General features: G+C 31.6%; 12 protein-coding genes and 5 pseudogenes. 7 read left to right on the plus strand and 10 right to left on the minus strand.

Translation table 11 applies throughout. The features are described 5' to 3' along the window. Positions 1 to 35: 35 nt before the first annotated feature. The 4 genes and pseudogenes from ABLV95_RS09265 to ABLV95_RS09280 form a co-directional block, all read right to left on the minus strand. Positions 36 to 1365, minus strand: a pseudogene (locus ABLV95_RS09265) (LLM class flavin-dependent oxidoreductase). Then, positions 1362 to 2378 (minus strand): MsnO8 family LLM class oxidoreductase, encoded by a 1017-nt coding sequence (locus tag ABLV95_RS09270; protein WP_460875435.1) that lies wholly within the window; start codon positions 2376 to 2378, stop codon positions 1362 to 1364. The pseudogene ABLV95_RS09265 and the gene ABLV95_RS09270 overlap by 4 nt, the downstream one beginning before the upstream one ends. A 240-nt stretch (positions 2379 to 2618) precedes the next feature. Then, positions 2619 to 4284 (minus strand): annotated as a pseudogene (locus ABLV95_RS09275) (Na/Pi cotransporter family protein). Positions 4285 to 4670: 386 nt separating this feature from the next. Beyond that, positions 4671 to 5962: pseudogene (locus ABLV95_RS09280) on the minus strand (ABC transporter permease). Between the two features lie 155 nt (positions 5963 to 6117). Here ABLV95_RS09280 and ABLV95_RS09285 point away from each other — a divergent pair. Both ABLV95_RS09285 and ABLV95_RS09290 read left to right on the plus strand, forming a co-directional pair. Then, a complete protein-coding gene (locus ABLV95_RS09285; protein WP_427706558.1) occupies positions 6118 to 6738 on the plus strand; it encodes a TetR/AcrR family transcriptional regulator in 621 nt (206 codons plus the stop codon). Between the two features lie 66 nt (positions 6739 to 6804). Further along, on the plus strand, positions 6805 to 7743 hold the full coding sequence (locus ABLV95_RS09290) for a magnesium transporter CorA family protein (RefSeq protein WP_460875437.1): 939 nt from the start codon (positions 6805 to 6807) through the stop codon (positions 7741 to 7743). Between the two features lie 112 nt (positions 7744 to 7855). Here the strand turns inward: ABLV95_RS09290 and ABLV95_RS09295 are convergent, their stop codons facing one another. Further along, a complete protein-coding gene (locus ABLV95_RS09295) occupies positions 7856 to 9298 on the minus strand; it encodes a sucrose-specific PTS transporter subunit IIBC (protein ID WP_460875439.1) in 1443 nt (480 codons plus the stop codon). Between the two features lie 141 nt (positions 9299 to 9439). Beyond that, positions 9440 to 10015 (minus strand): N-acetylmuramoyl-L-alanine amidase, encoded by a 576-nt coding sequence (locus ABLV95_RS09300; RefSeq protein WP_460875441.1) that lies wholly within the window; start codon positions 10013 to 10015, stop codon positions 9440 to 9442. Between the two features lie 226 nt (positions 10016 to 10241). On the opposite strand from ABLV95_RS09300, the gene ABLV95_RS09305 reads away from it, so the two are divergent. The 3 genes from ABLV95_RS09305 (at position 10242) to ABLV95_RS09315 (ending at position 12849) form a co-directional block, all read left to right on the plus strand. Beyond that, complete coding sequence (locus ABLV95_RS09305) at positions 10242 to 11468, plus strand: helix-turn-helix domain-containing protein (RefSeq protein ID WP_460875443.1); 1227 nt, start codon at positions 10242 to 10244, stop codon at positions 11466 to 11468. Next, entirely contained in the window at positions 11461 to 12345 is an 885-nt protein-coding gene (locus ABLV95_RS09310) for a hypothetical protein (RefSeq protein ID WP_460871946.1), read from the plus strand. Before ABLV95_RS09305 ends, ABLV95_RS09310 begins: the two co-directional genes overlap by 8 nt. Positions 12346 to 12501: 156 nt before the next feature. Next, positions 12502 to 12849, plus strand: a complete 348-nt coding sequence (locus tag ABLV95_RS09315) for a DUF4889 domain-containing protein (RefSeq protein ID WP_427706547.1) — start codon at positions 12502 to 12504, stop codon at positions 12847 to 12849. Positions 12850 to 13044: 195 nt separating this feature from the next. Here the strand turns inward: ABLV95_RS09315 and ABLV95_RS09320 are convergent, their stop codons facing one another. After that, positions 13045 to 14319, minus strand: a complete 1275-nt coding sequence (locus ABLV95_RS09320; protein ID WP_460875445.1) for a cation:dicarboxylate symporter family transporter — start codon at positions 14317 to 14319, stop codon at positions 13045 to 13047. Between the two features lie 453 nt (positions 14320 to 14772). Further along, positions 14773 to 15130 (minus strand): annotated as a pseudogene (locus ABLV95_RS09325) (DUF3139 domain-containing protein). Positions 15131 to 15587: 457 nt separating this feature from the next. Between ABLV95_RS09325 and ABLV95_RS09330 the strand changes: the two are divergent. Beyond that, entirely contained in the window at positions 15588 to 16028 is a 441-nt protein-coding gene (locus ABLV95_RS09330; protein ID WP_285324173.1) for a MarR family winged helix-turn-helix transcriptional regulator, read from the plus strand. A gap of 383 nt (positions 16029 to 16411) precedes the next feature. Then, on the plus strand, positions 16412 to 16846 hold the full coding sequence (locus tag ABLV95_RS09335) for an Hsp20/alpha crystallin family protein (RefSeq protein WP_285324175.1): 435 nt from the start codon (positions 16412 to 16414) through the stop codon (positions 16844 to 16846). Positions 16847 to 16932: 86 nt separating this feature from the next. On the opposite strand, the pseudogene ABLV95_RS09340 reads toward ABLV95_RS09335, so the two are convergent. Together ABLV95_RS09340 and nreC are read right to left on the minus strand one after the other, a co-directional pair. Beyond that, positions 16933 to 18100: pseudogene (locus ABLV95_RS09340) on the minus strand (nitrate/nitrite transporter). 384 nt (positions 18101 to 18484) lie between these two features. Continuing rightward, complete coding sequence (nreC, locus tag ABLV95_RS09345) at positions 18485 to 19138, minus strand: nitrate respiration regulation response regulator NreC (RefSeq protein ID WP_460871948.1); 654 nt, start codon at positions 19136 to 19138, stop codon at positions 18485 to 18487. Positions 19139 to 19141 lie beyond the last annotated feature (3 nt).

The following is a 19141-nucleotide window of genomic DNA, read 5'->3' on the forward strand; positions in this document are numbered from 1 at the left end:
CATATGCGTCTATCCACTTTATTATTTATTGAGTATTAATGTGTTACTTCTGACTTACTATATCTATTTTCTTTAAAAGGAATACCAATGTGATCGCGTAATGTATCTCCTTGATATGCTTTATCGTAATAACCTTTTTCTTCTAAAATAGGTAATACATTATTTAAAAATTCATCATATACAGGTCCGTTAATATGAGGCCCGAAGATAAATCCATCTGCTTGCGCCATGTTCAAACCATTCAATGAGTAAGTTTGCTACTTCTTCATAAGTTCCAGTGAAAGGAGAGCGACGAGCTGTTTCTTCTAAAGCAACATCTCTCAATGTTAAATTATTTTGTTTTGCACGTGCCGCGATAGAATCTGCAGTTGCACGGAAGCTATTTTGCCCCACTTCACCTAAATCTGGAAACGGTGCATCGAGATCATATTGACTGAAATCATGATGATCATAATATCTGCCTAAGTAATCTAAAGCTTCGTCAATTGTCGCCAATGATTTTATTTCATCAAAGCGTGCTTCTACCTCATCGCTCGACTTACCAATAACTGGGGATAATATAGGATATACTTTAATGTTTTGTGGATCACGCCCAAACGTTTTGGCTTGTGATTTAATACTGTCGTAATTACTTTTAGCAATATCCAGTGATTCACCTAAAGTAAATACTGCATCAGCATATTGAGCTGCATATGCTTGTCCTTTAGGAGATGCACCCGCTTGAAATATGACAGGTTGACCTTGCTCTGAACGACTGGCATTTAATGGGCCCTTAACTTGAAAATATTGTCCCTTATAATCTAACGTATGCATTTTTTCCTTATCTAAATATGCACCAGTCTCAACATCAAATGTAAAGGCATCATCTTCGTAAGAATCCCATAATCCTTGAACGACTTGAAGATGTTCCTCAGCAATATCATATCTGACATCATGTTCAGGATGGTCTCCTTTACTATAATTATCAGCACTACCGACAAGTGGCGAAGTTACTATGTTCCAGCCTGCACGGCCGTGACTGATTTTATCGATTGTTGCGAGTTGTCGAGCAACAGTGAAGGGTTCACTATATGACGTTGAAATGGTACCAACTAACCCAATACGTTGAGTTACCGGCGCAAGCGCAGCTAAAAATGTTAACGGCTCATGTCTATCTAAAAAGTGTGGAATAGATTTCTCATGAATAAATAATCCATCTGCTACAAATACAAAACTGAATCCTGCTTGTTCAGCTTTTTTAGCGACATCAAGTTGAAACTCAAAATTTGTACTGGCATCACTCGGTACGTCTTTAGATTTCCAAGCATGCATATGACCACCAGGACCGTTTAACATGATTCCAAAATCGATTTTATTTTGACTCATAATACCCCTTCTTTCTGCTTTTCTTTGTTATTCGTTATAGCTAGTTGTTCTACTGTTTTAATTCTTAATTTATGATTTTGAACTGGCATATGTAGCATAAATTCATCTATATTGCCGTCATGATTTAATTGATTGAGCTGTTGCTTAATTTCATCTGCGGAACCATTAAAAACATCTATTTGTTTTTCTTCAACTTCAAAGTCTTCGTCACTTTGTTTTTTAAATTTTTCTACTTGTTCCTTTGTATTGACAGTGATTTTTCTACCGTCCTCGAAATGTAAAGCGTAATTTGTGCTACCTTCTTTAACTATTGCTTGTTCTTCTTTATTCTCTGATACAACGGCGACTACTCCTACAATGACTCTGCCTTCAGGAAATTGTTGCTTATAATCTTTAAGGGCTTGTTGTAATGTTTCAATATTTGAATTTATGAAAAATGCATATATAAACCCAACTTTTTCTGTAGCGACAAATTGAGCAGAACGTTCACTACCACCTAGTAGATAAATTTGTGGTGTAGGTATTTCATTATTGCGAATCGTTGTTTGTAATTGTCGATAATCTTCGTCTTCAGAAAAATCGCCATTATTAAATTGATTTAATAAATGAAATTTATCATTGAAGCTTGTTTGAGGTGACTTGAATTCTGTTTGCAACGCTTGTGTTGCTAAAGGAAAGCCTCCCGGTGCTTTACCTATACCTAAATCGACTCTTCCAGGTGCTAAATGACTAATGAAATGAAATTGTTCTATAACTTTGAATGGACTATAATGTTGCAACATTACGCCACCAGAACCTACACGTATATTTTTTGTGTGATTCAATATATGTGTTACAAGTATCTCCGGACTCGTACCGACTACTTCTTCTATATTGTGATGTTCAGCAACAAAGTACCTTGTATAATTTAATTTATCTGCTAGTTGTGCCAATTCAACGGTACGAGCTATACCGTCGTTTACTGTTTCATTTTTATCTATTGGACTTTGATCAAGAATGCTAATGGCTGTCACATGCTGTCCCCCCATATCAGTTTTCTGAAAATTTTATTATATGTAATATTATGCCTTCTATGACATTTTGTCAAGTATCCCTATCTCTTTACTAAGGATTAAAATTGAATTGGTTTGATACATGTATTTTATTGTGTCGACTATAGCAATATTGGTTAATTTTCAACAACATAAAAAAAGCTGAGAAAGTCTGTTTTACAACAAACTTTCTCAGCTTTTAACTTTATATTTAATTAAACTTTAGTAAGTCCAACCTACAGTATGTTCTGTTTCTTCTTCATTTGAAAGTTCGTCAATATCAATCATTGCTTCTGATATATTTCTCGAATGATAGCCGATACGTTCTAGTATAGCAATCATATCTAGATATAACAGACCACCTTCTGGTGAACATTCACCTGAACTTAAACGCTTAATATGTTTTTTTCTTAAATCGTGTTCAAGTGTATATGAATCATTACTTAAATTAACAATTTCATCTTTTTTAACTTTGTCATATACGCTAAACATTTCAACTGATTTTTCGAATGACGTGTTCACGTGTGAATAGAGTTTATCGATACTTTGTGTAGCTTTATCAGAGATTTGTACTGGTTCATTATGCAATTGTTTCAAATCTAATATATATGCTTCAGATAATCCGGCTACTTTTAACATCGTACGATTTACGTCAAATAACACTGACATTCTTTCTGCATCTTTTTTAGATATCTTTTTCTCAGATATTTTCGTTAAATATTCTTTTACATTTTCATGCATATTATTAATAGCGGCATGCTTTTGAAGTACTTTTTTCTCATTTTTTTCATTATATTCACTCACATTCTCTAATAAAGAGAATGTCATGCGTCCAATGTTTTGGATTTCATCTTGTGCTTCTTGTAAAGCGATACTTGGAGCTCTATTAATTAAATTTTTATCTAGATGTCTAGGTTTGTATTTTTCATTGATATCTTCACCTGGAATAAGTTTCGTAACGATCCAAGCTAAGACAAATATAAATGGTAATTGGATTAATGTATTTGTTACATTAAATGTGCCGTGTGCAAATGCAATTGTCATTTCTGGATTTAAGTTCATTGCGCCTTGCATCCATTCGACAGCCCATTGATATATAGGTAAAATCGCTAAGAATATTGCCGCACCTATTACGTTAAACATAACATGTACTGTCTGCTACACGTTTTGAAGCAAGTGAGCCAGCTAAACTTGCGAGTACTGCTGTAATTGTTGTACCTATATTGTCGCCTAATAATACTGGCAAAGCACCATTTAAACTAATTAAGTCGTTCGCAAAGAACCCTTGTAGTATACCAATTGTGGCACTCGAACTTTGGATGACAACTGTTATGATTGTACCTGTTGCTACACCAAAAATTGGATTCGTTGACATGTCTAACATGAATTGATGGAAACCATCTAAATTAGCAAGTGGTTTTACGGCGCCGCTCATTAATTCTAATCCATAGAATAGCGAACCAAAACCAAATAAAATCATACCAATATTTTTAACTTTACGTTTTTGAACAAAGAATATTAAAAATGCACCAATAGCTAATATTGGTAACGAATATGCACCAAGATCAATACCTATAATAAATGCTGTAACCGTTGTGCCTATATTCGCTCCCATTACAACGCCAATGGCTTGACGCATTGTCATAAATCCTGCACTTACAAGTCCAATCGTAATTACTGTTGTACCTGAACTACTTTGTATCAAAATCGTAACTATCATACCTGCAAGTACGCCCATAAGCGGGTTGCTCGTAAATTTATTTAATATACTTCTAAGACGGTCTCCTGCTGAAGCTTGTAAGCCGTCGCCCATTTGCTTAATCCCGTATAAAAATATACCTAATCCACCGATAAAAGTGAAAATTATCTCCATAACAGATGAATCCATTGTTACACCTCTTTAAATTATTTGTAAACTATGTGAATTATAACGCATATTTGTAAATTTAGTGTTAATTTTTTATTAAAATTAGAGGGATATTTCTAAATGTTTTTGCAATCATATTTCAACGATGTATCAGACCCCTTATAAAACGCTTTGTTATCAGTATTTCCCTAGTTATTTTATTGATTTTACGTGTAAAATAATTATGTCTTTTTAATGAATTTAATCGTATAAATATATTCAAATTAATTAATTCTCATTTTCATGTTTTTATTGAGGTGTAAGTAATAAAAAAAGGCTCCCCAAATTTTGGGAAGCCTTTTTTATTTGATCTTAATTCTAATTCAATTTTTCTCTAATTGATTGTAATATACAGTTAATTACTTTGTTTAAGATGGTAATTCTGAACGTTTTCCACTATGCTTTCTAATTATTGCTCGCTAAGAGAGATGAAATGATACCGAAAATGATAAATCCTACAAACATCCACATCGTTGAATTCATTTCTAATGACTGATGCATATAGAGTAATTCTCGTAAATATTCAGCATAGTGCGTAAATGGATTCCAATTCACTATATAGTCTTGATAGAATTTAGGTAACATTTGTTTTGGCGAGGTTACGAGTTGCATGCTAAAGAACATTGCAATAAAGAAAATAGGTATTGCTTTCATACCTAGCCACGTCATTACACCCAAGATTAATCCTATAAATCCTAGAATGGAAATAGATATATAAATTGCTATTTTATTTATATCAGGGAAGTCAAAACCTAACACGCCTGACATGAAATAAACATACCCAAATCCACCAATAAATGCTGTGATTACACTTAGAATCATTTGACCTAATGAAGCAATGATACGTTGCGAAATTTTAACAATATTACTGGTTCTAAATGCAAAGAATAGCAATATTGAAACTACAATTGAACTTATCCACACTGGCATAAACATTAAGAATGGCGCGTTACCGCTAGCTTGGTGGTCCTTCACTTCATTCACTTTTTTATTTACTACATTCACTGGCGTTGTAATATCTTTGATGTCGCTCGCATTCACTTTTACATTTTGTTTATCTAATGTATCTAGCGCACTGCTCAGAAATTTGCTTATTCAGATTATCTCCTATACCTGTGAGTACACTGGATGACATTTGTGAAGCTTGCATATTTGCCCCACTGTTCGTAAGTGTTTTAAATTCAGCTTGCTTAACTGTTATACCTTGACTACTACTCGATTCACTCATTTTTTGTTGTATTTGTTTAGCTTGAGCGACTGGCATTTCACCTGATTTCACTTTATCTTCCATTTCTTGTTTCTTACTATCCATTACTACCTTTTGAGTTTTACTCATCGCATTTTTTGAAAAGTCTTTTTCGAAAATTGCAGCACCAAAATATTTTTGTTCATCTAATCCTTTGCGTGCTTCTTTTTCACTATCTACATTGACCCATTTTATTTCATTTGAGTCACTATCCTTTAATTTATCTTCTAAATTTTCACCTATGCTTATATCTTTATTTTGAATAGATGTCCCTTCATCGTGATTCACAATTGCAATCGGCATCTCTTTCGGTTGGGGATTATATGCAGGATAAAATCCAATTGAAAAAATAGCAAGTATAATTAATATCGCTATTGGTGCAACCCAAAGTAATTTGCTTTTAAATATATTCATATTATTTACCTCCTTATTAAACATCGTGTTGATTATTGATTACTTTGTTTATTATAATGAGGTTAATCGAATATTCAATATGCAATAACAATCATATTGTTTGTTTATCAACATATAAATACATATTGTTAATTAACTCTAATGAGGTGACGACTATGCCAGAAGATCGACGTGTCCGTAAAACGAAAACAGCAATTAAAAATGCTTTTATACAATTGCTTGAAGAAAAAGATTTAGAAAAAATTACGATACAAAATATTACACAATTAGCCGATGTGAACCGTGGTACTTTTTATTTACACTATGAAGATAAATATATTTTACTTTCTGATATGGAAGATGAATATACTTTAGCTTTATCGTCTGCAGTTGATTTCGATAAAGTCATTATGCAGAATGATGATTTAGAGGCCTTTACTAAGCATTTTACAGAAGATATTTTAAAAAAAGTAGTGACTTATTTATATGATCATATAGATTTCTACAAAGTTATTTTTAGCTTGGAACGTAAAAGTCAAATTGAAAATAAAATTTCCGATATCATGCTGAATAATATGAAAAAAAATGTTTCAAATAACAATACAATTGCAGATATTCCTTTAGACTATTTTCATAGTTATACTGCGGGGGCCATGATTTCATTTATTAAGCATTGGGTACAAGATGAAGATAGAATGAATCCAGAGACGGTAGTTGATTATTTGTTTAAAATTATCTTTAATGGTCCTTTACGTCTTATGGCAAATGAGCACCAACATACTGATTTCACAAATTAAACTTGTCATCTTTGTATTTCTTCGCTAGTATTAAAAAGAATTTTAGAGAAAGGAACTATTTGTATTATGATTACTGCATATAAACACACACAAACACATGAGATTGTTGAATCTCCATTAGATCAATCCGCTTCCTGGGTAAATGTAGTTGATCCAAATTGGGAAGAAATTGAATCTTTAATAAATTTATACGGTATTCCAGACGACTTTGTTCGGGACCCATTAGATACAGAAGAAAGCGCTCGTGTAGAGTATGATGAAGATACACGTTATTCACTAATCATTCTCGATATCCCAGTTGTTAATGATACAAACTTAAAAGTACTTTCATTTATTACTATTCCTTTAGGTATCATCATTGGTAACAAAAAAATAATAACCGTATGTAATACTGAAAATGAGTTTCTTGAAAAGTTTAATCGCCAAAATATTAATCTACATTTTCATAGTCGCTTTGCGCTTAATATATTACTGACAATTTCCAACCACTATAATAGAAATCTTAGATTACTTAATAAAACAAGATTACGCATCGAACGTGATTTGAAAAATAATGTCACGAATAAACAACTTTATAATTTAATGGAAGTCGAGAAAAGTTTAGTATATTTTCTTGTCGCACTTAAAGGCAATGAAGCCATTATCAAAAAATTATTCCGACTACCTGCGATTAAGCGTTTTGATGAAGATGAAGATTTGTTGGAAGATTTGGTTATCGAGAATAACCAAGCCTTAGAAACCACAAAATTATATACGGACATTTTAGAGAGTATTACAACTTCTTACGCCTCGTTACTTTCTAATGAAATGAACAATACGATGAAGACATTAACGTTGTTTACTGTTTTCTTAACCTTGCCTACATTGGTCTTTAGTTTTTTTGGTATGAACGTACCCTTACCTATAGATGATCACAGCTATGTATCATGGCTGATTGTCATTGCTATTTCATTAGTCATCGTGACGATTGTCGGCGCATTTTTATGGCGTAAACAAAAGCTTTGAAGGCATCCTAAAAATTGATATTTATCATAAAAATAAACCCACATTGTAATTAACGTTGGGTTTATTTTTATGCGTTATAGCAAAAGTCTAAATCTCACTAGAATTTATATAATTATCCTACTTCATTTTTATAGTTTTTTCTAAAAGATAGACCATACGTAACCGCAAAGGCTACGATAAAGGTAATGAGCATGGCGATACCATAATGTAACCAACCGTTATTCTGGCCGCTAATAGATATAAAACCTGGAAGTCCTGCAGTACCTAAAGCAATTGCTTTAACTTTAAAGAATGAGATGTAAGCTGAACCAATACCTGAACCTACAATCGCTCCAATGAATGGATACCTTAATTTTAGATTCACCCCAAACATTGCAGGTTCCGTAATACCTAAAAGTGCTGAGATGCCCGCAGCAGATGCTACACCTTTTAATTTCTTGTTCTTTTTTATAATAAAGAATGCGGCTAAAGCTGCTGCACCTCGCGCTATGTTGGACATCGTTGCTATTGGGAAAATAAATGAACCACCTGTGGAAGCACTATCTGCAATGAGTTGTGTTTCAATTGCAATAAAACTGTGGTGCATACCTGTAATTACAATTGGCGCATATAACAATCCAAAAATAAGTCCTCCAATTGCGCCACCAAATTCATATAACCATGTTAGTCCATCAGACAACCAATAACCTAATGTGCGTGTGATAGGTCCAACAAATAAAAATGTTAAAAATGCAGTTACTAAAATTGAAAGTAACGGTGTTAATAAATTATCTAATACAGCTGGTACTACTTTACGTAAACCCTTTTCTAAATTAGCTAAAATATAAGCAGCTACTAACATTGGTAATACTTGCCCTTGATAACCTACCTGATTTATTTCCAAACCAAGTACATTCCAAGAAGGTATTTCTTTCCCTTCTTCTAAAGCTTTGGGATAATCATAGGCACTCATTAACTCTGGATGAACAAGAATCATCCCTAAGGCCGCACCAAGAAAGGCGTTTCCTCCAAAGCGTTTAGCAGCGCTAAATCCAATTAAAATTGGTAGTAGCGTAAACGGTGCATTCGCAAAGATGTTAATCATTTCTGCCAGACCTTTGAATTGATTATGTACTTCTATTAACGACTGTTTATCATAGAAAATACCTGGTGCTGTTAGAATATTATTAATCCCCATTAATAAACCACCTGCTACGATTGCAGGAATAATTGGTACAAATATATCAGATAACATTTTCACAAACCTCTGGAATGGATTCATGTTTTTATTACCTTCTGCTTTTACTTCTGATGTCGTAGCGACTTCTTTACCTGTTATGCTTTCTAACTCTGTAAATACCTTGTTCACAGTACCCGAACCTATAATAATTTGATATTGGCCCCCGGTAGAAAATGTTCCCTTCACAACATCCATTTCGGATAATTCTTTTTCATCTACTAAGGTTTCATCCTTAAGAACAAGACGTAATCGTGTAGCACAATGTGCCATCGCATCTATATTTTCTTCTCCACCGATTGCTTGTAGTATTTCTGCAGCAGATTTTTTATAGTTCATCTCTATACCTCCCATTTAAATAGAACCGGTTCCATAAATATGAATATTTTAATTGTAACCGGTTCCAATAATTTACGCAATAGCTAAATGAACTTTTACACTACTTATTCCAAGAGATATATGCCACATACTAAATGATAATCAGCCTATATTTTCGAGTTCAGAATCACCAACTTTATTATAATATCCTTTAATTTTAGTTATAAAATAATCTTTTAGTTTTATTATAGATTCTGGATTTGTCTGTGCATCTTCAAGATGAATCTTCCATGCCCTGTCTGAACATTCAGTTTTAAAAAATTCTTTGTGTATTCTAACGGTATTTCTGTTAACTGGTAAATTGTATTTTTTAATAATAGCGCAGACAACCCAAAAACTAACTTCTTCATTTTCCATAAATTCTTGATCTGTAAGCACACCATCTCTTTTAGATTGGCATCGTTCTATACCTATAAAATGTGTATTGGCATAGGCGTTACCACAATGCCATTCAACATATTCTGTTGGGTGAAACCAATAGCAAGTATCCGTATCTACATAAACACTTGCCCATCCTTTTTCAAGTTCATTTTTTTCGATTCTATTATTTAGCCAATCTATATAATCTTTGGCAGTATAATTCTCAGCATCATCATGAAGTACAATGCCTAATATATAAGGTTTTAAATCAGTTATTTTATTATATGTGGTATAAAAGTTGGAATAAATATGATTCATAAATGAATAACCTCCTCTAAAAAATACGTATATGAATTAAAAATGTGTTATTGTATAGTGAAAATTTATACGTGCCTCATTTTAAGTTGTTCTATATTTAATTTTTACATCGTTATAACAACATTATATTCAAAAACATTTATATTTAAAGTGTTACTGTTCACAACATTTTATTATATAATGGAATTTGTTCAACAAATCATTTTTTCTATTAGGAGTTGCTTTTATGATGGAAAGTACAACACTATGTATTCATGAATATTTAAGTACATACACACGACGTTGTATCGACCGAGTAATCTTGTTATTTTCTTTAAATAACCAACTTGACGTCGTAATCAATGGGAAACATGAGTCTGTTGGCGGCAATCTTATCGTCATCAATCATAGCGATTTATATCATATAACGAACGCTGAACAACTTGTTGAATTAACAATACCTGTACAGCAATTTGCGGAAATAGATCAATCATTCTTTCATTGTTATTATAATTTCAAATTGATAAATTCTAGTGAATATATCAAATATTTAACATTAACTATGATTGAGCAATTAAGTCGCTTAAACGATACGAAATCTTCAAATATCATTGAACTTATTACTATTTTAAATAAAGAAGCTAAAATTAAACAAGATTTTATTTATGTACCTTCTATTCAATCTGAAAGTAATTTATTAAATAAAATCACTGTATTTATTAAAGCTCATATCACTCAGCCTATTTTTTCAAAAGATATTTCTAATTCTTTTTATATATCAGCACCGTATATCTCTATTTTGTTCAAGAAATACTTAGGTATAAGTTTCAAACATTATATTGCTAGCTTAAAGGTAGCCGTCTCCTTAGCAGAATTAGTACATAGTAAAGAGACAATCCATGCCATCTCAGAAAATATGGGATTTAACCATTATCCAAATTATACAAATCAATTTAAAAACCACTTGAATATGACACCTAATGAATACAGGAAAAAGTTCATGGTATTACAACGTATGCCTATTAAGCTAATTAACGAAGATGTTAGTAATTATATCCCCTATTTCGAATCTATTTCAGTAGAAAAGCCATTGCCATCTAATCAAATGAATATCGAATTGGATCAATTAACCTACAAAGATATTGCAAAAACACCGACGCTTTTTATTCACATTGATGACCTAATGGATATAGTTCAATCAACTTTAAACACCAATCTCAATTTTACTGATTTATCCGAATCCTATTTAATGATTAATAATATTAGTAAGCTAGCTTTAGAAAAGTTGAGTTTCACTGGTTTGATTGACTTCATTGATTCATTGTTTTCAAACAATGTAGGTATCGCAATTAAGATTAAATCTAGGCAGCAATTTAAATTTATTCAAGATATCATCTTACAATTTTTAAAATATAAAAATGATTATCATCAACAACAATCTAACTATAATTTTATAATGCTTTTCGATGCTTGAACATTTGTCCTTAAAAGAAATCAACCGTTTATATATTAAAGTACAAGATTTAAATATACATGTAAAATTAGCTATAACAGTTGAAGGCGTGATCAAACAAACGCATGCCTTAAAAAGTGCATTTGATATATTACGCAGATTTAACTTTGATTTTTACTTTATTGATATTGAACAAAAAGATATCCAATCATTGCTTAATAAAAAAAGTAATATGTTTAATCATTCAATGAGCTATTTTGATTACTATAACCAACTCATTGACGCATCACAAATTCACACTTCTAAATTTGTATATACCAAACTCACCAAAAAGTGTTTTAAATTATATAAAGAAAATACACCTTTAGAAACTGCCGACTTAATGTGTCATATATTAATTATGCTCAATCGCGGGTGTGGCGTAGGTTACGAATTAATGACTAAAGATAGCATGGATATTGCATTAATGAATCGTCACGGAATATATGAGCCTTTAATGTATCTATATCAAATTGTAAAACCTTTTATTGGCAAGCCTTTATCAATCCATGAAAATTATATCGTTTTTAAAGATTTTCAAAATATACACATATTATTATTTAATTCATTGAAACATCGCTTTTCACCACAAGAAGTACATAAATTTGTCCTAAGACCTCATGTATTACCTACTAAGGCAATGCTATTTATACAAACACTTAACAGAGAACATGGTTTTATTGATTACGCCCTACCACCTTTATTAAATGAAACCTATATCGAACGCACACTCTTGCATTATATAGAACAAGCAAATACGCCAAAAGCTGAGATAAAACAATTTATACGAACAGCGAATCCTCTAGAGTTTGAACTTCATTATGACGAGCTAAAGTATATACGTATCTCACCATCCTAAATAGCAATCAATGTTATACTTAAATTAGCTTATCTTATAAATAAGTCTAAAATCGTACTATTTATTATAAAACGAATATAATTATCCACTTTATAATTGCATTATTTTAGCATTTCAGATATAAAAGAAGAAACGGATATAAAGGAGATTTCAACTTTGAAAAACAAAAAAATGTTTGCAATTGTTATTAGTTCAGTGATGTTAATTGTTGCTATTGTTTTAATCGTTATGATGATGTCTAGTGGTCCAAAAGAGACTTATTATGGTTATATGGAAAACAGTACAACAGCTGAAAAAGTAATCAGCGAAAAAGATAAAAAGATAGAAGAAGATGTGAAGTTACCTTCTGAATCTGGATTTTCACCTAAGAGTGGAGATTTTGTTAAATTAGTAAAAGCTGAAGGTGACGATACTTATAGCGAAATGGAAGTTATCGATCATGACGATATGCCACATGGCTTAATGATGAAAATTCATGACATGGGTGAAATGAAAGGCATGTAATCCAAGTGATTATGCAAATGCTAAAGTACTTTCCGTCATAAAAATAAAAGCAGTTAAATTTTCTTAAGTGGAAATTTAACTGCTTTTTTCTTACTTGATTTTACCAACACTTTTATCAAATTGCTTAATCTATACAAAAACACTAAGTAGTAATTATTTCTCTACTTAGTGTTTTAAATGTCAGATTTAAATTTATTATATTGATTTCAAATATGCTTCGCCTTTTTCCTTATCATAAACATTTTCCCATTTGGCAATTACAATTGTTGATAAGGCGTTGCCCATAACGTTTACACATGTTCTTAACATATCTAACAAGCGATCCACGCCAATAATAAGTGCTAATCCTTCTGCTGGTAGACCCATAGAAGTTAATGTTGTTATGAGAACGACAATTGAAACACCTGGGACGCCTGCCATACCTTTTGAAGCAACCATTAAAGTAAGCATAAGCATTAGTTGCTGGCCTATTGACATATCAATACCATACATTTGCGCAACGAATAATGCGGCGATGGATTGATATAATGCAGAACCATCTAAGTTGAATGTATAGCCTATTGGTACTACAAATGACGTAACGTCCTTTGGTGAACCGAATCTTTCCATTTTTTGCATAATGATTGGAAGTACGGATTCAGAGCCGGAAGTTGAAAATGCTAACAGTAATTCATTTTTTAATATTTTCATTATAGAGAAAATACTAACACCACACATTTTTGCTACAATGCCTAAAACGACAACAACGAAGAAAATCATTGCGCCAATAACAACAAGTAACAATTTTAATAATGGTAACAATGCTGAAGCTCCAAATGTCATAATTGTAGTACAAATGAATGCGAAAACACCTATTGGCGCTAATTTAAGAATTTTATTAATCATCCAAAATATAGCTTCTAACGAACCACTTAAAAAATCTTTAACTGGTTGTGCTTTCTTTCCAATCGCTGATAATGCAACACCAAAAAACACAGAAAAGAAAATGATAGGTAATAATTCACCTGCAGTTAAAGCTTCAAAAAAGTTTGTTGGTACTATACCAACGATTGTATCGATTAAATGATTTCCATATGTAGATTCCTCAGCGACTTTAGCTGAAGTTTCATAATTTGAAATGTCACCTTTTGGTAATTTATCTGGGTCTAGTCCACTACCCGGTTTAAATATATTTGCAAAAATTAGTCCTAAACCTATTGCTATTGTTGTTATAATTTCAAAATACAAGATTGTTTTAAAGCCATAACGACCAACCGTTTTAGATTCACCTACGTTTGATATAGATAAAGCTAATGAACAAAAAACAACTGGTATTACGATCATTTTTATTAAATTCAAGAAGACGTCGCCAAACGGTTGAATATAGTTTGCGACTTCATCGTGACCATAGAGTAATAAACCTACGACCACACCTAATACCAATGCAATAATTACCTGCATAGGTAAACTAATTCTTCTAATAATTGCCATGATGTTACGCTCCTTCTTCTGACATCGCTTAATTATATCAGAATAGCTTTTTTTGTAATCACAAAAAATTCTACTAAAAAACTCATTTTATACTTTAAGTGAATTTATACGAATATAAATAATATTTAAGTAACATAATCAGTTTATAATTTTCATAAAAAGGAGTAGGACAGAAACATAATACTTCTCACAAGATTTTTTCGTATGATCCCAACCCGTCAAAGCTTACTAGAAATAAGTGAGACTGAGACATATTATTATGTCATAGCCTCACACCTATTCAACCTATATAAAATGGCCTTATGCCTCCCTTATTTTTACGTATATCCTCATTTTTTATATTTGTGTAACGTGTTATTTTACAATGAAATGTTATTGATAGTTTGCTGAGTCATAGAAAAAAACGTATCTACACTATTTGTAGATACGTTTTTTGTATGATTAATTTTATAGTTAGTCTTTAATTTTATAATCTTTTTTAAATGCATTATGCTTAGCGCCTTTGATATCTTTATTTGTCTCTGGATCAAAACCTTGAACTACAATTCCTGTAGTCATGCTTGATGGGTTGAACTACATAAGTATATTTTGGATCATCTTTAAATTTAACTTCTTTATAAAACAAACCTTTTTTAGCACTGTACAGCGTTTCTTCAGATTTAATTTTCTCTGTCAAATTTTGGTCTTTCATATAATGATCAACTAATTCTAAGTGTTTATGCCCTTGGTATGTTCTCATGGCAAAGAATAATACAATTGAAATTATAAGCGCTATAATTAATACACCCACAATTTTAAAAAATGTCTTCATTTATAATCTCCTCTAGTTAACGCGATATCTTTCTATAGTAAAGTAAGTCATTAACCTAATATATAAGTTATATCTTACTCAAATCATTAATACTCGCTCATTAAAATTCATAATATTAATAGTATGACTGATTATAATACAATTATAAAGCGTTATAACTGTTTTGTAACAAAATCTCCTTATATTTCAGATTAATCCAAACATCAAGTTAACATTTCTTAATATCATTTAATACTTCAATCTCATTTCAAAGTTAGTCGTATTAATTTAAAGCTTATAATCTTTATATGAATTCAAGGTAATTAAGACGTGCGGAATGTTATAGCATTAAATTTTTACTTATTTAATAAGATAATAGTTAAAAAATAGTATAAAAAGCTATATATAGAGGTGCGCAACCGTTCCTTGACAATGAATGGTGTTCATAATATGGTTAAATTTCAAAAGGGGTGATTAAATGGAGGAAAAGGACAGCTACCTGGAACAGCAACTATGCTTTCTATTTTATGTTTCTTCTAAAGAAATAATTAAGAAGTATACTTCTCATTTAAAAGAGTATGATTTAACATATACAGGTTATATCGTTTTACTCGCAATTAAGGTGGACGAAAAAATTAATATTAAGACGCTTGGTGAGCGTGTCTTTTTAGATTCTGGAACACTTACACCTTTGTTAAAAAAACTTGAGAAAAAAGGTTACGTAACAAGAACTCGTGAGATTGATGACGAACGTAACTTGCAAATTGCACTTACTAATAAAGGGACAAACGTGCAAGAACCACTTTCAAAAGTTTCAAAAAAAGTTTTTAGTGAATTCGACATGGACATAGATGAAGCTATAGATTTAAAAGATACACTGCAAAAATTTGTTAATAAACATTTCGCGAAAGATATTTAATTCATATGGGGTTTGTTGAGGTTAAATGGGACAATGTAATACATACATAACATTTTTATCTTCGACTCACCTCTTTTTAATCCTACTTACTACAATCCCCACTTATTTTACTTTACTCCTGAAACTAAACTATACAATCACTTGTTATAAAACAGGCTCTACATCCTAGCGTTTCATTTCAAAATATTTCAACTTTCATGCTAAAATAATATGAATACAATGATTAATAGTTTGACTTTGATTTTCTTTGACTATTTTATTATAATGTATTTGTAAGGTAAACCAAGTGTTCACCTTAATTTTATAATTTTTATTACTTAAACTTCAATTCCATTCGATTCGATTAAATATAACAATTAAACTACGCTGAGGAGAGATGTAGCATGACTTTTGAAAATAAAAATTTTAACAATCCGTTTATCGATGTAAATCCAGGTGATTTATTCAGAGATTTTGGGAAACAAATTTTCGAACAATTTCCTGGCACTGAGGGTATTAAATCAGATATTAAAGAATTAGACAACGCCTATATCGTTGAAGCTGAACTTCCAGGTATTAAAAAAGAAAATATTAGTTTAGAATTTGAAAATAATTTACTAACGATTGAAGGTAAACAAACTGTCGAAGTTCAAGATGAAAACGACACTAAACGTGCATTACACCAAGAACGTAACCACAGTGATTTGAGCCGTCAATTCCCATTTGAAAATGTTGATGATAGTAGTATCAAAGCTTCTTATGAAAATGGTTTACTCACTGTAACATTGCCTAAAAAAGAGCAAAAAGAACAACCGAAATCAAACATCGAAATAGACTAAACATTCATAGATAACAAATAGCGCTACATTACCAACTTATGGAAATGTAGCGCTATTTGTTATCTTAATTTTAATTTCTGCCTATTTTAAGAGATCAGTCTCAAATTTTCTTTTTTTACGATATGTAGCATGGTAATAATGCCAATAACACCAAAGAATGCTAAAAATATAAATGCTAAATGGCTCGTACCGGTCATCATCGTAACATATGATATAACAATTGGAGGGAAGAAACCACCAAGCCCACCCATCATTGAAACAATACCATTCGCCGCTCCTGATTCTTTTGCAAAATAGAATGGAACGAGTTTGAATACGAGACCATTACCAGTACCTGCACAGATACTAATAAGTAAGCAACCGACTGTAAACAATAATATATGACTTGAAAATCCTAAAATAATTGCGCCTATAATCATAAATACAAAATCTATCATTAATAAAATAACTGCATTAAATTTGTCACCTAAAATCCCACCCAGTGGTCTTAAAAAAGTGGCTAACGCGATAAAGATACCAGATCTAATACCAGGCATCTACTTCACTAATGTTAAAGTTTTGAACTAAAAAATTCGGTAAAAATAATCCAAACGCTACAAAAGAACCAAATGTAATAAAATACCATAATGATAAATAATAAAGCTTAAGATCTTTCATTAATTTTTTAGACTGCTTAACTAGTGGCACCTTTATTTTTTTCTCATTCGCATCACCCAGTAAAAACATTAAAATTGCAAATAATACAATAACAATTAAATAGCCTCTAACTGTCGTTTGCCATCCAATCATACCCGCAATAGGTGGAGCTAAAAATGAAGAAATTGCAGTACCAATGTTCCCCACGCCATAAATGCCGTTAGCAAGTCCTACTCTTTCTTTAGGGAAATATTTAGGTATTGAAGTGACACCAACTGAGAAAATTGCGCCCCCAACACCTAAGAAGAAACCAGAAGCCATTAACATACCCGGCGTTTGAGCTTGGCTTAAAAAGTAAATAGGAAATAATAAAATAATAAAGCTACAGAAAAACACCCATTTAGCACCAATTATATTAGTTAAATATCCAAATGGTACTCTTAAAATAGAACCTAATATAACGGGTATTGCTAAAATAATTGAAAGTTGATTCCCCGTGATATTAACATCTTGGGAGATAAAAGGCATTAATGGAGATATAATACTCCAAGCCATAAATCCAACTACAAGACTTAGCGTTTGTAAGCTAAGTTGGAAACCACCACTTGCTTTGTTCATTCATTTCACCTTCATTTTCATCTATTTAATTTCAATGATTAAATAGCCAGTATTTCGCAGTTACTCTATAATTTAAAAATGTGGGCATTATTTAATATTTATGAAAGTTAAAACTGGTGTAATATAAGCGAATTAAAAAATGCTTTTTGTTTACAAAATACTGGCTACACTTTCATTTTATGATTATTGTGAAAAAATTAACATAAGGATTATCCCTTAAGTTAATGGGTGGTTTCCCCTATATTCATTAGCCATTATTATTACTTTATATTTCGGTTTCACAGCACAGTAAACAAATCTTTTATAAAAAAAGTTAGCGCGAAAAAATGATTGAATAGGACAATCATTTTTCGAGCTAACACTATATTGATGAATCTATGTGATTTAAAAGTCGACTAGTTTTTTCTTCATTGCATATTCAACTAATTCAGGTTTCGTTTTCAAGTCTAGTTTTTGCATGATATGTGTTTTATGTGCTTCCACCGTTTTAACAGATACAAATAACTTTTGAGCGATGTCTTTATTGCCATAGCCTTTTGCAATTAAAGGCAAAATCTCGATTTCTCTTTTAGATAAAATTTTAAAAGGATCATTACTCGCTTGAGTATCTTGAGAGGAATTGTTAACGAATTCGTTTACTAGCGATGTTGTGAGTTTCATATCTACGTAAGTTTCACCTTGATAAACGGTTCTTATAGCCAATAAAAGCTGTTCATCTGGAGCATTTTTTAAAATATAACCTTTTGCACCATTTCTTAATACATGAAATAAATATTCTTCATCGTCAAACATCGTTAATATCAATATCTTTGTTTCTGGAAAACTCTCAGAAATCTTACTTGTTGCAATAAGCCCTGATTCACCCGGTGGCATGCTTAAGTCCATAATTAAAACATCTGGCTTGTATTCCATTACTTTCTGGTACGCTTCTACACCATCAGTTGCTGTCCCAACGACTTCCATATCTTCTTGATAGTTTAAAATCATAGAAAATCCTGTGCGCACAACAGCATGATCATCTGCTATCACTATTCTCAAAAT

The organism is Staphylococcus sp. Mo2-1 (assembly GCF_046721385.1).
GTDB classification, from domain to species: domain Bacteria; phylum Bacillota; class Bacilli; order Staphylococcales; family Staphylococcaceae; genus Staphylococcus; species Staphylococcus equorum_A.

Bases quoted from the DNA above. Each gene is read 5' to 3' on its own strand.
- ABLV95_RS09295 (WP_460875439.1), bottom strand. From the start codon at position 9,298: ATGAACTATAAAAAATCTGCTGCAGAAATACTACAAGCAATCGGTGGA.
- ABLV95_RS09335 (WP_285324175.1), top strand. From the start codon at position 16,412: ATGACTTTTGAAAATAAAAATTTTAACAATCCGTTTATCGATGTAAAT.
- ABLV95_RS09320 (WP_460875445.1), bottom strand. From the start codon at position 14,319: ATGGCAATTATTAGAAGAATTAGTTTACCTATGCAGGTAATTATTGCA.
- ABLV95_RS09310 (WP_460871946.1), top strand. From the start codon at position 11,461: ATGCTTGAACATTTGTCCTTAAAAGAAATCAACCGTTTATATATTAAA.
- ABLV95_RS09285 (WP_427706558.1), top strand. From the start codon at position 6,118: ATGCCAGAAGATCGACGTGTCCGTAAAACGAAAACAGCAATTAAAAAT.
- ABLV95_RS09330 (WP_285324173.1), top strand. From the start codon at position 15,588: ATGGAGGAAAAGGACAGCTACCTGGAACAGCAACTATGCTTTCTATTT.
- ABLV95_RS09305 (WP_460875443.1), top strand. From the start codon at position 10,242: ATGATGGAAAGTACAACACTATGTATTCATGAATATTTAAGTACATAC.
- ABLV95_RS09290 (WP_460875437.1), top strand. From the start codon at position 6,805: ATGATTACTGCATATAAACACACACAAACACATGAGATTGTTGAATCT.
- ABLV95_RS09300 (WP_460875441.1), bottom strand. From the start codon at position 10,015: ATGAATCATATTTATTCCAACTTTTATACCACATATAATAAAATAACT.